Origin of the sequence: Saccharothrix espanaensis DSM 44229 (assembly GCF_000328705.1) — a bacterium.
Taxonomy (GTDB): Bacteria; Actinomycetota; Actinomycetes; order Mycobacteriales; family Pseudonocardiaceae; genus Actinosynnema; species Actinosynnema espanaense.
In genome coordinates this window covers 1522467-1536386 of sequence record NC_019673.1, presented here as the reverse complement: position 1 = coordinate 1536386, position 13920 = coordinate 1522467, and the positions used below count along the sequence as shown (strand labels likewise).

The following is a 13920-nucleotide window of genomic DNA, read 5'->3' as shown; positions in this document are numbered from 1 at the left end:
GCCGTGAGCACCAGACGCAGCACCCTGACCAAGTCCGTGGCTTTACTGACCGCGCTCGTCGCACTCGCCGCGTGCTCGCGGGCGGGCGGTGACGCCGGGGCGGCCTCCGACGCCCCGGCGGTGGACAAGGGGCCAGCCGCCGAGATCCGCCTCGGCTACTTCCCGAACGTCACCCACGCCGCCGCCCTGATCGGCGTCGACAAGGGCCTGTTCGCGAAGGAACTGGGCGGCACCAAGCTCACCACGCAGACGTTCAACGCCGGCCCCGAGGCGGTCAACGCGCTGCTCGGCGAGTCGCTGGACGCCACGTTCATCGGGTCCGGCCCGGCGATCAACGCGTTCGCGAAGTCCAAGGGCGAGGCGATCCGGCTGATCTCGGGCGCGACCTCCGGCGGCGCGCAGCTCGTGGTCAAGCCCGAGATCAGCTCGGCGGCCGACCTGAAGGGCAAGGTCATCACCACCCCGCAGCTGGGCAACACCCAGGACGTGTCGCTGAAGAAGTGGCTGTCCGACCAGAAGCTGGGGGTCGGCGCGGGCGCGGACCAGGTCAACGTCACCAACACCGAGAACGCGCAGTCGCTCGACCTGTTCAAGAAGGGCGAGGTGCAGGGCGCGTGGGCACCGGAGCCGTGGTCCTCGCGGCTGGTGCTCGACGCCGGCGCGAAGGTGCTGCTGGACGAGAAGTCCCTGTGGGAGGGCGGGAAGTTCCCGACCACCGTGCTGATCGTGCGCACCCAGTTCCTCAAGGACCACCCGCAGACCGTCGAGGCGCTGCTCAAGGGCCACCTCGCGGCCACCGACCTCGCCCAGGGCAACAAGGTCGAGGCCAAGCAGGTGGTCAACAACGCGCTCAAGGCGCTCACCGGCAAGTCGCTGGGCGAGCCGGTCCTCGACCGCGCGTTCGACAACATCGAGCTGACCCTCGACCCGCAGGCCAAGACGTTCCCGCAGCTGGCGAAGGACGCGGTCACCGCCGGGGTCGCCAAGGAGGCCGCGGCCGTCTCCGGGCTGGCGGACTTCACGCTGCTGAACAAGGTGCTCACAGCGGCGGGCAAGCCATCCGTGGACACCGCCGGGCTGGACAAGAAGTAACCAGGGCTCAGGGGAAGGCAGGCACGCCATGACCGCCACGCTCGAGAACGCCGCAGAGTCCACAGTGGATCCCGCGGTGACCTTGTCCGCCGTGCGCAAGTCGTTCGGACACGGCTCGAACTCCGTCCTCGCGCTCGACGGCGTCGACCTCCGGGTCGTGCCCGGCGAGTTCGTGTGCCTGCTGGGCGCGTCGGGCTGCGGCAAGTCGACCTTGCTGAACCTGGTCGCCGGGCTGGACGCGCCCACCTCCGGCTCGATCGAGCTGTCCACGTCGCGGCCCGCCGTGATGTTCCAGGAAGCCGCGCTGATGCCGTGGCTGACCGCGGCGCGCAACGTGGAGCTCCCGCTGCGGCTGGCCGGTCTCAAGCGCGGCGAGCGCCGGGAGAAGGCCGGCGAGCTGCTGTCGCTGGTGCGGCTCGAAGGAGCCGGCCACAAGCGGCCGCACGAACTGTCCGGCGGCATGCGGCAGCGCGTCGCGCTGGCCCGCGCGCTGGCCTCCACGCTGGGCAGCGCCGAGGAGGGCACGCCCGGCCTGCTGCTGATGGACGAGCCGTTCGCGGCGCTCGACGCCATCACCCGCGACGTGCTCCAGGCGGAGCTGGTCCGGGTGTGGCGGGAGACCAACACCGCGATCGTCTTCGTCACCCACGACGTGCGCGAGGCCGTGCGGCTGGCGCAGCGGGTCGTGCTGCTGTCCTCCCGGCCGGGTCGCGTCGTCCGCGAATGGTCCACTGTGGACGGTGACGAGCCGGCGCTGATCAACGACATCACCAGCCACCTGCGAGAGGTGATCAGTGGCCACGCCGCGGCTTGACAACGACCTCGCGGCGGTCGGCGCGGGCCTGGACGCGCTGGACGCGCCGTCCCAGGAGCAGCGACCGTCGCTGGGCAAGCGGTTCCTGCGCACCGGCGTGCCGCCGCTGATCGCGTTCGGACTCCTGCTGGGCGCGTGGCAGGCGCTGTGGGCGGCGGCGTTCTGGCCGGAGTACCAGCTGCCCTCGCCCGCGTCGGTGTGGGCGGCGGTCACCGAGGCCGTCGAGACCGGCCGCGCGTTCGACGTGCTGTGGACGTCGGTCAGCCGGGCCGTGCTGGGCTTCCTGACCGCCGTGGTGATCGCCACCCCGCTGGGGCTGCTGATCGCCAAGGTTCGGGTGGTGCGCGCGGCGATCGGCTCGCTGCTCACCGGCCTGCAGTCGCTGCCGTCGGTGGCCTGGGTGCCGGCGGGCATCCTGTGGTTCGGCGCGACCCCGTCGACCATCTACTTCGTGGTGCTGATGGGCTCGGTGCCGTCCATCGCCAACGGCCTGGTCGCCGGCGTCGACCAGATCCCGCCGCTGCTGCCCCGGGTCGGGCAGGCGCTCGGCGCGGGCCGGTTCGCCGCGGCCCGGCACATCCTGCTGCCCGCCGCCCTGCCCGGGTACCTGGCCGGGCTCAAGCAGGGCTGGGCGTTCTCGTGGCGCTCGCTGATGGCGGCCGAGATCATCGCCACCTCGCCGCAGCTGGGCGAGGGCCTCGGGCAGTACCTGCACAACGGGTCCTCGCTCAACGACATCTCGATGGTGATCGCGGCGATCTTCCTGATCCTGCTGGTCGGTGTCGGGATCGAGCTGCTGGTGTTCCGGCCGCTGGAGCGGGCGGTGTTGCGCGCCCGCGGTCTGACGAGTGCGCTGTGACGGCACTGGTCGCCGTGGCGCACGGCAGTCGCGACCCGCGTTCGGCGGCCACCGTCCACGCGTTGCTCGAAGTGGTGCGCGGACTGCGGCCCTCGCTGGAGGTCCGGGCGTCCTTCCTGGACTTGTCCGCGCCCCGGCTCGGTGACGTGCTGCGGGCCATGCACGGGGAGGGCCACCGGTCGGCGGTGGTCGTGCCCCTGTTGCTCGGCAAGGCCTTCCACGCGCGGGTCGACGTTCCGGGGGCGGTGGCCGAAGCCCGGCTGCCGTCGCTGGACGTGACCATCGCGGACGTGCTCGGACCCGATCCCCGGCTGGAGTCGGCGGCACTGCGCCGCCTCGCCGCGGCCGGCGTGACGTCCGGGGACCCGTCGGTGGGCGTGGTGCTGGCGGGCGCGGGCTCCTCGCACGCGCCGGCCAACGCCGCGGTCGCCTCGATCGCCCGCCGGTGGGCGGCCGACTCGGGCTGGGCGGGCGTGGAGGCGGCGTTCGCGTCGACCGCGTCGCCGGACGTGCCGACCGCCGTGGCGCGGCTGCGGGACCGGGGTGCGCGGCGGATCGCCGTGGCCTCCTGGTTCCTCGCGCCGGGCCTGCTGCCCGACCGGGTCGCCGACCTGGCCGGTGACGCCGCCACCGCCGCGCCGCTGGGCGCGGACCCGGAGGTGGCGGAGGTCGTGCTGCACCGGTTCGACGCGGCGGCGGACGTGCGCGCCACCCGTTCCGCCTGACCCCGGCCGGCGTCGCTTGGCCCGCGGCCCTGGCCGGCGTCGCTTGGCCTCCGGCCCCCGGTTCCATTGTCCCATCGAGCACCGACAAAATTGCGGTCGAGGCGCGGTCGGGAGGGGTCTGGGATGGCCGGGTGGACGGCGATGGCCGGGGAGCACGACTTCGACGCGGGCGACGAGGATGCGGCGCGGGAGATCGCGCAAGCGCTTGCGGCGTACGGGTTTCCGTTCGTGACCGGGCGGAAGGTGGACGAGCGTTGGGTGGTCAGCGCGCTCGACGAAGGGCCGTACGCCACCGACGTGGTCGGGCAGCGGCAGATCGACGCGGTAGGGCGAGCGGCCGCCGTCGTCGTGCGGCGGTGGGGCGGGGTGGCCCGGGGCGGTGCGCGGTTCGACGTGTCGCGAGTGGCGGCACGGCGCGCCGGCGGGCTGTTCGTGATCGCCGACCCCGGCCGCCGGCCTCCGGTGCCGGACGTCGTCATGACCGGGCCGCCGCCCGGCGCGCACCTACCGAGTGAGCCGGACGAGGTGGACGAGGCAGCCTGGGGGACGTTCGACTTCCCCGGGCTGGACGACGTCGACTGGGCGTCGCTGGAGCACGCCCACGGCTCGGCCGAGGACGTACCGGACCTGCTGCGCGCGCTCGCCGAACCCGACGAGGACTGGGACGACGCCCTCGACGAACTGATCGGCGACGACGTCCTGCACCAGGGCACCTGCTACTCCTCGACCCTGCCCGCGCTGCGCTTCCTGGCCCGGCTCGCGGCGTCCGGGACGCTGCCCTTCCCCGGCCGGCACCAGCTCCTGCTGACCCTGCTCCACGCGTCCGGGCAGTGGATCGACAGCCTCTTCGCCGCCACGACCGCCGACGACCCGACCGAGGACGACGAGCGCCTCCCGGTCGACGCGGAACTGCTCGCGCTGCTGGACCGGTGGGACGCCGAACCGCCCGCCGGGCGCTTCCTGCTCGCCTGCCTCGCCGCGCTGCACCCCGGGCCCGGCCGGCGGATCGCCGACCGGGTCGGAGAACTGGCCGCGTCCTGCGCCGGCACCGCCGAGGGCGAGTGCCTGGCGCTTGCCGGGGCGCTGCTGGCCGGTGACGCCGAGCGGGCGCTCGCCCTGGCGGCCGGGATCGTCGGCTGGAACGCGCACTGCGACCCGGAGTGGCTGGAAGAACCCGGGACGACCGCCGCCCTGCGGGCCTCGCGGGTGTTGGCCGTGGCCGCCCTCGGCACGCGCTGAACGTCAACCGTCGTCCGAGTCGGTTCTGCGTCGGGGTTCAGTCGGCGTCGGGGTTCAGTCGGCGTCGAGGGCGGCGATCAGGCGTTCCATCACGGCCGCCGTGGTGCGCAGCTCGTCCGCGTCGACCTGGGCCGAGATGCGGTTGGCCCACGCGTGCTGCGCCTCGCGCAGGCTCTCGATCGCCCGGAACCCCGCCTCGGTCGGCTGGAACAGCTTGGCCCGGCGGTGGGCGGGGTTGGGCAGGTACTCGGCCAACCCCTTGTCCACCAGGAGGTCCGCGATCCGCTGCACGCTCTGCCGGGCCAGCCCGACCTCGCGGGCGATGCCGGACACCGGCAGCGGCCCCTTGAGCACCACGCCCATCACCTGCCACCACGCCGCGGTGAGCCCGACCGGCTTGGTCATGATCTCGGCGGCCTCCAGGAAGCCGCCGTAGAGGCGGAACGTGCGCATCACGACGTCGGTCAACGCATCGCCCGCCTCCGATCGCGGCTCGACCGGCACCTCACCGCTCAGCGGCTTGGCAGTCAGGTCGCCGCCGCGCGGCGTGGTGGTCACGAGGCGGCCGCCATCAGCTTCCCGAACCACACCGGGTCGGCGGTGTGGAACAGGCCGTACCACGCTTCGAGCACGGCCGGGTCGTACAGGTCCAGCTCGGCGAGCACCTCGCGGGCGAACTCCAGCGCGCTCGCCGCGCCCGCCGTGATCAGGCCGCCCGACCGCACCGCGCGGTCGGCGAGGAAGTGCGCCGCGCCGGTGTAGCCCTCGACGCCGGAGAGCTCCTCCACGGCGTTGCCGGCGTGCGGGCGGTCGTTGAGCAGCCCTTCCGCCGCCAGGCCGACGGTGCCGCCGCAGATCGCCGCCACCGGCACGCCGGCCTCCAGCCAGCGCCGCGCCGCCCGTGCGAAGCCGGCGTTGGCGTCGCCCTCCCAGGAGTCCGCGCCGGGCAGGATCAGCATCGCGCTGTCCGCCGGGTCGACGTCCGCGAGCACCAGGTCCGGCAGGACCCGCAGGCCGCCCATCGTGGTGATCGGGTCGAGGGTCGCGCCGACGGTCCGCACCACGTGGCTGCCGGGGTTCTTCTGGAACGCCGGGTTGTTGATGCGCGCGGTGGCGAAACCGAACTCCCAGTCCGCGAGCGTGTCGTACAGGGCGAGGTGGACCGTCTTCGTGTTCATGACAGCATCCTGTCATATTGACAGCACACTGTCAATGAGGCTGCCTCGTAGAGTGCGGCCCATGGCTGACGAGCTGGTCCACTACGAGGTGCGGCGTGGCATCGCGACGATCACGCTGGACTCCCCCCACAACCGCAACGCCCTGTCGACGCAGCTCCGCGCCGAGCTGACCGGGCACCTGAGGACGGCGATCGCCGACGACGGCGTGCGCGTCCTCGTGCTCACCCACACCGGCCCGGTGTTCTGCTCGGGCATGGACCTCAAGGAAGCCGGCGGCGCGAGCGCCGACCAGCAGGGGGTCAACGAGTTCCCGGCCATCCTGGAACAGCTCTGGACCAGCCCGAAGCCGGTCGTCGCCCGGCTGGGCGGCCCGGCCCGCGCGGGCGGCGTCGGGCTGGTCGCGGCGTGCGACATCGCGATCGCCGCGAACACCGCCACGTTCGCGTTCAGCGAGGTCCGCATCGGCGTGGTGCCGGCCGTCATCTCGGTGACCGTGCTGCCCCGCCTGCTGCCCCGCGCGGCGCACGAGCTCTTCCTGACCGGCGAGGCGTTCGACGCGACCCGCGCGCAGGCGATCGGCCTGATCAACGTCGCGGTGCCCGCCGAGGCGCTCGACGCCGAGGTGTCCCGCTACACCGACATGCTCGCCCTGGGCGCGCCCAACGCGCTGGCCGCGACCAAGCGGATGCTCCAGGAGCCCCGGCCGACCGGGCTGGGCGAGGTGTTCGCCGACATGCTGGAGCTGTCCGCGCGGCACTTCGGCGGCCCCGAGGGCCAGGAGGGCATCGCCGCGTTCGTCGCCAAGCGCAAGCCGTCCTGGGTGCCCGAGCAGGGCTGAACGGACCGGCCGAACCCCGATAGGGCTGCACCCTCGACAGGACTGGACCCCAGACAGGACTGGACCCTCGACAGGGCTGCACCCTCGACAGGACGGCTCGGCCCCGGGAGGGGTCGGGTCAGTCCGGGGTGCGGACGGTCAACCGGCGCGCGCCGACCGACATCGCGGCCTCGGCGTCGGCCAGCACCGACTCCACGTCCTCGTCGCCGCCCTCCCACACCAGCACGTGCTCGCCCGCCGGCAGCCACGACAGGTCGGTGAGGCAGTCGTAGAGGGCGTCGAGGTTCTGCCCGTAGTAGTCGGGGAAGTCCAGCGCCTGCCCGATCGCGGCCAGGGCGGCCGACTTGGACCGCGCGCCGGGCCGCACGACGTGCCGGAACGTCTTCACCGGCTCACGTCCACGACGACGAACGTCGAGTAGTGGTCACCGGTGTAGTACACCTCGGACGAGGACCCGGTGACGATCCGACGCGCGCCCCGGTCCGGGCTGCCGGGCGTGGGCACGGTGTACTCGCGGTAGTAGTCGCCGGACTTCGCGGGCAGCCGCTTCTCCCGGTTCTGGAACGTCACGCCGTCGTTGCGCGGGTACGGGAACGGCCCGCCCCGCTCGATCAGCTGCCAGGTCGACACCGCCTCGGCGGGCAGCCCGGACAGCTCCTTCACGGCCATCCCGGAGCCCGCGCCGGGCACCTTCGCGGCCTGGCCCCCGGTCTGCCCGGCGACCGACGAGCCGCCGGTGGCGACCGTGCGGGTGGAGGTGGACGAGGTGGTCGGCGCGGGATCGGACGAGCCGCCGAGGTCCTTGGCGAAGTAGCCGATCACGACCAGCGCGAGCAGGCCCAGGAGTGCGGCGGTGAGCCGCCTGGCGGGAGTCACGGCCGCCAGCCTACGAAGACGAGCCCGCGTCCACCTTGTCGGGTTCGGCCGGCGCGTCGACGGGCGTCGGCGGGTTGAACCGCGAGGACGCGTTGTCCACGACCCGGTCGATCAGCCGCGCGGCGCCCAGGCTCGACGGCAGCAGCACGGCCATGAGCAGCGCGAACTGGAACGGGAACGGCAGCTGCGCCATCCACAGCTCGACCGCGTCCCACCACTGCGCTATCGCGTCCACCACGGTGTCGAGCCTACTGCCGTGACGTGGTTCACCGCACCGCGATCCCTACCACTGGGTAAGTTCCGGGGCATGTTCGCCGTCTACGCAGCCGAGCCGAGCCCGCAGGACCCCATCGCCGCACTGCGCGTCGGGGACCGCCCCGAGCCCGAGGTGCCGACCGGCTGGGTCCGGGTCGGCGTGCGGGCCGCCAGCCTGAACATGCACGACCTGTGGACGCTGCGGGGCGTGGGCATCAAGGCCGACAAGTTCCCGATGATCCTGGGCTGCGACGGCGCGGGCGTCCTGGACGACGGCACCGAGGTGGTGCTGCACTCGGTGATCGGCGACCCGGCGTGGACCGGCGACGAGACCCTCGACCCGGGCCGCACGCTGCTGACCGAGAAGCACCAGGGCACGTTCGCCGACCACGTGGTGGTGCCGGCCCGCAACGCGCTGCCCAAGCCCGCCGACCTGTCGTTCGCCGAGGCGGCGTGCATGGGCACGGCGTGGCTGACCGCGTACCGGATGCTGTTCGTGAAGTCGGGGCTGCGGCCGGGTCAGACGATGCTGGTGCAGGGCGCGTCCGGCGGCGTGGCCACGGCGCTGGTCCAGCTCGGCCGAGCGGCCGGTTTCCGGGTGTGGGTGACCGGCCGCACCGAGGAGAAGCGGGCCCTGGCGGTGGAGCTGGGCGCGCACGCCGCGTTCGAGTCCGGCGCGCGCCTGCCCGAGCGCGTGGACGCGGTGTTCGAGACCGTCGGCAAGGCGACCTGGTCGCACTCGATGAAGGCGCTCAAGCCCGGCGGGATCGCGGTCATCTCCGGCGCGACCAGCGGCGATGCCACCGCGGCCGAGTTGCAGCGGCTGTTCTTCCTGCAACTGCGGGTGGTCGGCTCGACCATGGGCACCCGCGAGGAGCTGGGCGACCTGCTGGCGTTCTGCGCGCTCAACGGGCTGCGCCCGAGGATCGGCCAGGAGCTGCCGCTGGAGCGGGCCGAGGAGGGCCTGCGGGCCATGCTCGACGGCGACACCGCCGGCAAGATCGTCTTCACCCGCTAGCGCCCGGCGTCGACCGACGCCACCAGCGCGGTCACCGCGGGGTGCCACTCGCGGTCCGGCGGACCGCTGACCACCAGCCGCCGGGTCACCCGGCGGGTCAGCGGCACCAGCACCAGGCCGGGCGTCAGCATGGCCGCGAGCAGCCCCGGGACCAGCGAGATGCCGATCCCGGCCCGCACCATGGCCAGCAGCGTGCCCAGCTCGCGCACCCGGTGCACGGGCGTGATCGGCAGACCCTGGCAGACCACCCGGACGTGCCGCTCGCAGCCGCCGCAGGACAGCAGGAACGGGTCGTCCACCAGGTCGGCGACGTCCACCGCGGCCTGCCCCGCCAGCGGGTGGTCCTCGCGCATCAGCACGTGGAACGCGTCCTCGCCGACCAGCGCGCCCGCGCCGGGCGGCGGGTCGACCACCACCGCGATCTCGACGGTGCCGTTGCCCAGCCAGTCCGCGACCTCGTCGTCCTCGCCCTCGAACACCCGGATCCGCACGTGCGGGAACTCGTCGCGCCAGCGGGCCAGCAGGTCCGGCAGCAGCCCCTGGCACACCGTGGGCGGCGCGGCCAGCTTCACCGTGCCCTGCGCGAGACCGTTGCGGCGCGCGGCCAGGTCGGTCAGGGCGACCGAGGCGGCCACGGCCGTCCGGGCGTGGGCCAGCACGTCGTGCCCGAACGCGGTCGGCCGGACCGCGCCGCGGCGGTGCAGCACCGGCTGGCCGAGGGTGCGCTCCAGCGCCGCCACGGCGTGCGACACGGCGGACTGGGTGAGGCCGAGCGACTCCGCGGCGGTGCCGAACCCGCCCTCGTCGACCACCGCGAGGAACGCGCGGAGCTGGGCGAAGTTCAACGTCATGAGCTGCTCTCATACCGGTCCGGCGGCGATTTGTTGGACTCATCCTGCCTGGTCGGGCGATTCTGCACGAGTGCGGAATCCGTGGGTGGGCAAGTTCGTGCTGCTGTCGGCCATCTGGGGCAGCAGCTTCGCGCTGATCAAGGTGGCGGTGGACGCGGGCGTGCCGCCGGTGTGGGTGGCGTTCTTCCGGTGCCTGTTCGGCGCGCTCGCGCTGTGGGCGGTGTGCGCGGTGCAGCGGCAGGGCGTGCCGCGCGACCGCCGGCTCTGGGGGCACGCGCTGGTCGTGGCCGCACTGCTGAACTCGGTGCCGTTCACGCTGCTCGCGTACGGCGAGACGAAGGTCAGCTCGGTGCTGGCCGGGGTCTTCAACGCGACCACGCCGCTGATGACGCTGGTGTTCGTGCTGCTGATCGTGCCGCAGGAGAAGATCAGCGGGGCGAAGCTGACCGGGCTCGTGGTGGGGTTCGCGGGCGTGCTGGTGGTGCTGCGGGCGTGGGAGGGCCTGGGCGACGACGTGCTGGTGGGCAGCCTGGCGTGCCTGGGCGCGACGTTCTGCTACGGCGCGGGGTTCGCCTACACCCGGCGGTTCTTCTCGGGCGGCCCGCAGTCGGCGAGCGCGCTGTCGGCCGTGCAGATCACCTGCGGCACGGCACAGCTCGCGGTGGCCGCGCCGCTGGTCGGCGGGCTGCCCTCGTGGCCGGGGTGGCAGGCCGCGGCAGCGCTGCTGGTGCTGGGCGCGGCGGGTACCGGGCTGGCGTACGTGCTGAACCTGGACGTGATCCGGGAGGCCGGTCCGACCGTGGCCTCGACGGTCACCTACGTGACGCCGCTGTGGTCGACGGCGCTGGGGGTGCTACTGCTGTCCGAACCCGCCGGGTGGAACACCGTCGTGGGCGGCGTGGTCGTGGTGGCGGGCGTCCTGCTGGCCCGCAAGCCGACTAACCATCCGATGGGACAAAAAAGCACCCGTACGGTAGTCCAAGTGGACAAACCCGGTCCTGCTTGACGGGCGTACGGTTCGCCCACACAACCACGAGGGAGCAGGCAATGACCTCCGTGCAGGGCGGCTTCGGTCAGGGTTCGGGCGTGTTCCGCCGCAAACCCATCGAGCAGATCTCCGAGGACAAGGGCACCGGGCTCACCCGGACGCTGGGACTGTGGCAACTGACCGCGATCGGCATCGGCGGCATCATCGGCGCGGGCGTCTTCTCGCTCGCCGGAGCCGTGGCGAACCAGACCGCGGGCCCCGCCGTGCTGATCTCGTTCCTCATCGCGGGCATCGCCAGCGCGGCGGCGGCGTTCTCCTACGCCGAGTTCGCGGGCATGATCCCGAAGGCGGGCTCCGCCTACACCTACGGCTACGCGGTGCTGGGCGAGATCGTCGGCTGGTTCATCGGCTGGGACCTGCTGCTGGAGTACACCGCGATCGTGGCCGTGGTCGCGATCGGCATCTCCGGGTACTTCAACGAACTGCTCAACCTGCTGGGGCTCGAACTGCCCGCGTGGATGCTCGGCGCACCCGGCACCGAGACCGGCGGGGTCGCGGCCGGCAGCTACCAGGTCAACCTGTTCGCGGTGCTGCTGTGCCTGCTCATCGCGTACGTGCTGAACCTGGGGATGAAGAACGCGGCCCGGTTCGAGACCGTCCTGGTCTACCTGAAGGTCGCGATCGTGCTGCTGGTGATCGTGGTCGGCGTGTTCCACATCGACACCGCCAACTACAACCCGTTCTTCCCGTTCGGCCTGTCCGGCGCGTTCACCGGCGCCGCCACGGTGTTCTTCGCCGTGTTCGGCTACGACGCGATGAGCACGGCCGCCGAGGAGTCCAAGGACTCCCAGCGGCACATGCCCAAGGCCATCATCTACTCGCTGGCCATCTCCATGGTGCTCTACGTGCTGGCCTGCCTGGTGCTGACCGGCATGGTCAACTACAAGGACGTCGACGCCGAGAGCGCGTTCGCCACCGCGTTCGCCGACATCGGCCTGCCCGCGCTGGGCATCGTCATCTCCGTGGGCGCGGTGCTGGGCATCACGACCGTGCTGTTCACGTTCCTGATGGGCGCGGCCCGGGTCGGCTACTCGATGTCCCGCGACGGCCTGCTGCCCCGCTGGTTCGCCAAGACCCACCCGGTCAAGCACGTGCCCACCCGCACCACGTGGGTGCTCGGCGTGGCGTCCGCGCTGATCGCGGGCTTCCTGCCGATCGGCGAGGCCGCCGAGCTGACCAACATCGGCATCCTGCTGGCGTTCGTGGTGGTGTGCGTCGCGGTGATCGTGCTGCGGTACAAGCAGCCCGACCTCCTCCGCACGTTCAAGACGCCGGGGATGCCCGTCGTGCCGGCCATCGGCGTGGTGTTCTCGCTGTGGCTGATCACGTTCCTCGCGCCCGAGACGTGGCTGCGGTTCGGGATCTGGTTCGCCCTCGGCCTGGTGGTCTACTTCGCCTACAGCAAGCGGAACTCCGTGCTGGAGAAGGCCGGCCCGTCGGACCGCTGAGCCGGCCGCCGAGTCGGCTGGATTCGGACGGCTGGGTCAGACGACCGAGTCGCACCACCTGTCGACCACGTCGGCGAGCACGGCCATCGGCAGCGGACCGCCGCCGAGCACCAGGTCGTGGAACGCCCGGATGTCGAAGCGGTCGCCCAGCCGGCGCTCCGCCTCGCCGCGCAGGCGCTGGATCTCCAGTCGCCCCACCATGTAGGACAGCGCCTGCGCGGGGTTCTCGCAGTACCGGTCCACCTCGGAGCAGATGTCCACGTCCGGCATCACGGCGTGGGCGCGCAGGTAGTCCACCGCCTGCTGCCAGGTCCAGCCCAGCGCGTGGATCCCGGTGTCCACCACGAGCCGCGCGGCGCGCAGCGAGTCGCCCGACAGCATCCCCAGCCGGGCCACGTCGTCGCTGTAGAGCCCCATCTCGTCGGCCAGCCGCTCGGTGTAGAGCGCCCAGCCCTCCAGGTAGGCCTCGATCGAGGCGAGCCGGCGCAGCAGCGGCAGCTCGGTGAGCTGCTGCGCCAGCGCGATCTGGAAGTGGTGGCCGGGCACGCCCTCGTGGAACGCGGTCGCCTCGGCGCTGAACCGGTCGCGCAACTCGGCCTGGTGGGTGTTGACGAAGTACGTGCCCGGCCGCGTGCCGTCCAGCGCCGGGTCCATGTAGTACGCCAGCGGCGCGTTCGGGGCGTCCGCCTCGGGCACCACGTCCACCGCGCAGCGGGCCGCCGGCAGCGTGCCGAACCAATCGCCCGCGACGCGTTCGGCCCGCGCGATGGTCTCCCGCGCCAGCACCACCATCTCCTCGGCGGTGCGCCAGCGCAGCGCCGGGTCGTCCAGCAGCCGGCGGCGCACCTCGGCCGCCGAGATCGGGCCGAACACCCGCGCGCCGATCTCCTCGTACTCCCGGTCGAGCGCCTCGATCAGGTCCAGCCCGATGCGGTGCAGTTGCTCGGGGGTGTGGTCGGTGGTGGTGTAGAGCCGCACCAGCCCCGCGTACAGGTCGCCGCCACCGGGCAGCCCGCACAGCCCCGGCTCGTCCTTGGAACGGCCGCGCGGCTCGATCTCGGCGCGCAGGAACTCGCGGTAGCGGGCGAACGCCGGGCGCACGGCAGCGGCCAGGAGGTCCGCGCAGGCAGCGGCGGAATCGGTGTCCCGCAACGGGATCGCCAGCGGGTCGGCGTCCTCGGCGAGGTGCCGGTCCAGCCGCGCGACGGCCGCCGCCACCAGGTGCGCGATCGGCCGGCGCCGCGAGGCGCGCTGCCGGGCCGCCAACGCCGCCAGGTAGTCCGGCAGGCCCGCCAACCGGGTCAGGTAGTCCCGTCTGCCCCGCTCGTCCGCGGGTCTGGTCAGCGGTAACGCCACCAGCAGCAGGGCGATCGGCGCGTTGAGGCCCTCGGCGTGGGTGTGCTCGACCAGGTTCGAGCCCAGCTTGAGCGCCAGCGCGTCCGCCTGCTGCGCCACCACCGCCCGGGTCACCGGGTCGTCGTCCCCGGCGCGGGCGCGGGCCGCGATCCGCTCCGCCCGCAGGCGCAGCGCGCGGTCCGCCGCCGCGCTCGGGTCCGGCAACTTGTCGTCCCGGCCGGGCAGGCCCATCAGGGTCGCCGTGACCGGATCCGCGTCCGAAGTCAGTTCCAGCAGGTCGTCGGCGAGCTCGCGCGCTGTCGTCACCGGGACATTCTCACCCG

Annotated in this window: 16 protein-coding genes; 9 read left to right on the top strand and 7 right to left on the bottom strand. The window is 73.0% G+C overall.

Annotated features, from left to right (window positions below; all coding sequences use genetic code 11):
* Positions 1 to 3: 3 nt before the first annotated feature.
* The 5 genes from BN6_RS07255 to BN6_RS07235 all read left to right on the top strand — a co-directional run bounded on the left by BN6_RS07255 (position 4) and on the right by BN6_RS07235 (position 4729).
* Positions 4 to 1092: an ABC transporter substrate-binding protein gene (locus BN6_RS07255; RefSeq protein ID WP_041312199.1), complete on the top strand. Its 1089-nt coding sequence runs from the start codon at positions 4 to 6 to the stop codon at positions 1090 to 1092.
* Between the two features lie 28 nt (positions 1093 to 1120).
* Positions 1121 to 1906: an ABC transporter ATP-binding protein gene (locus tag BN6_RS07250; RefSeq protein WP_015098914.1), complete on the top strand. Its 786-nt coding sequence runs from the start codon at positions 1121 to 1123 to the stop codon at positions 1904 to 1906.
* On the top strand, positions 1887 to 2765 hold the full coding sequence (locus tag BN6_RS07245) for an ABC transporter permease (protein WP_015098913.1): 879 nt from the start codon (positions 1887 to 1889) through the stop codon (positions 2763 to 2765). The genes BN6_RS07250 and BN6_RS07245 overlap by 20 nt, the downstream gene beginning before the upstream one ends.
* Positions 2762 to 3490, top strand: a complete 729-nt coding sequence (locus tag BN6_RS07240; RefSeq protein ID WP_015098912.1) for a sirohydrochlorin chelatase — start codon at positions 2762 to 2764, stop codon at positions 3488 to 3490. The genes BN6_RS07245 and BN6_RS07240 overlap by 4 nt, the downstream gene beginning before the upstream one ends.
* 123 nt (positions 3491 to 3613) lie before the next feature.
* A complete protein-coding gene (locus BN6_RS07235) occupies positions 3614 to 4729 on the top strand; it encodes a hypothetical protein (RefSeq protein WP_015098911.1) in 1116 nt (371 codons plus the stop codon).
* Between the two features lie 54 nt (positions 4730 to 4783).
* Here the strand turns inward: BN6_RS07235 and BN6_RS07230 are convergent, their stop codons facing one another.
* Entirely contained in the window at positions 4784 to 5287 is a 504-nt protein-coding gene (locus tag BN6_RS07230) for a MarR family winged helix-turn-helix transcriptional regulator (protein ID WP_231905112.1), read from the bottom strand.
* A complete protein-coding gene (locus BN6_RS07225) occupies positions 5284 to 5907 on the bottom strand; it encodes a DJ-1/PfpI family protein (protein ID WP_015098909.1) in 624 nt (207 codons plus the stop codon). Before BN6_RS07225 ends, BN6_RS07230 begins: the two co-directional genes overlap by 4 nt.
* A 61-nt stretch (positions 5908 to 5968) precedes the next feature.
* Between BN6_RS07225 and BN6_RS07220 the strand changes: the two genes are divergently transcribed.
* A complete protein-coding gene (locus BN6_RS07220) occupies positions 5969 to 6745 on the top strand; it encodes an enoyl-CoA hydratase-related protein (RefSeq protein ID WP_015098908.1) in 777 nt (258 codons plus the stop codon).
* A gap of 118 nt (positions 6746 to 6863) precedes the next feature.
* Here the strand turns inward: BN6_RS07220 and BN6_RS07215 are convergent, their stop codons facing one another.
* The 3 genes from BN6_RS07215 to BN6_RS07205 are packed head-to-tail and all read right to left on the bottom strand — an operon-like array spanning position 6864 to position 7859.
* Positions 6864 to 7133, bottom strand: coding sequence for a barstar family protein (locus BN6_RS07215; RefSeq protein ID WP_015098907.1), 270 nt, complete (start codon positions 7131 to 7133; stop codon positions 6864 to 6866).
* The gene (locus BN6_RS07210; protein ID WP_015098906.1) at positions 7130 to 7621 is read right to left on the bottom strand and encodes a ribonuclease domain-containing protein; all 492 of its coding nucleotides are present in this window, start codon (positions 7619 to 7621) and stop codon (positions 7130 to 7132) included. Before BN6_RS07210 ends, BN6_RS07215 begins: the two co-directional genes overlap by 4 nt.
* 10 nt (positions 7622 to 7631) lie before the next feature.
* On the bottom strand, positions 7632 to 7859 hold the full coding sequence (locus BN6_RS07205) for a hypothetical protein (protein WP_041312196.1): 228 nt from the start codon (positions 7857 to 7859) through the stop codon (positions 7632 to 7634).
* Positions 7860 to 7928: 69 nt separating this feature from the next.
* Between BN6_RS07205 and BN6_RS07200 the strand changes: the two genes are divergently transcribed.
* A complete protein-coding gene (locus BN6_RS07200; RefSeq protein WP_015098904.1) occupies positions 7929 to 8894 on the top strand; it encodes a zinc-binding dehydrogenase in 966 nt (321 codons plus the stop codon).
* On the opposite strand, the gene BN6_RS07195 is transcribed toward BN6_RS07200, so the two are convergent.
* On the bottom strand, positions 8891 to 9745 hold the full coding sequence (locus BN6_RS07195) for a LysR family transcriptional regulator (RefSeq protein ID WP_015098903.1): 855 nt from the start codon (positions 9743 to 9745) through the stop codon (positions 8891 to 8893). The genes BN6_RS07200 and BN6_RS07195 overlap by 4 nt on opposite strands.
* A 70-nt stretch (positions 9746 to 9815) precedes the next feature.
* Here BN6_RS07195 and BN6_RS07190 point away from each other — a divergent pair, with 70 nt between their 5' ends.
* The gene (locus BN6_RS07190) at positions 9816 to 10751 is read left to right on the top strand and encodes a DMT family transporter (RefSeq protein WP_231905111.1); all 936 of its coding nucleotides are present in this window, start codon (positions 9816 to 9818) and stop codon (positions 10749 to 10751) included.
* A 41-nt stretch (positions 10752 to 10792) separates the two neighbouring features.
* A complete protein-coding gene (locus tag BN6_RS07185) occupies positions 10793 to 12241 on the top strand; it encodes an amino acid permease (RefSeq protein ID WP_015098901.1) in 1449 nt (482 codons plus the stop codon).
* A 36-nt stretch (positions 12242 to 12277) separates the two neighbouring features.
* On the opposite strand, the gene BN6_RS07180 is transcribed toward BN6_RS07185, so the two are convergent.
* On the bottom strand, positions 12278 to 13903 hold the full coding sequence (locus BN6_RS07180) for a DUF885 domain-containing protein (RefSeq protein ID WP_015098900.1): 1626 nt from the start codon (positions 13901 to 13903) through the stop codon (positions 12278 to 12280).
* Positions 13904 to 13920: the final 17 nt, after the last annotated feature.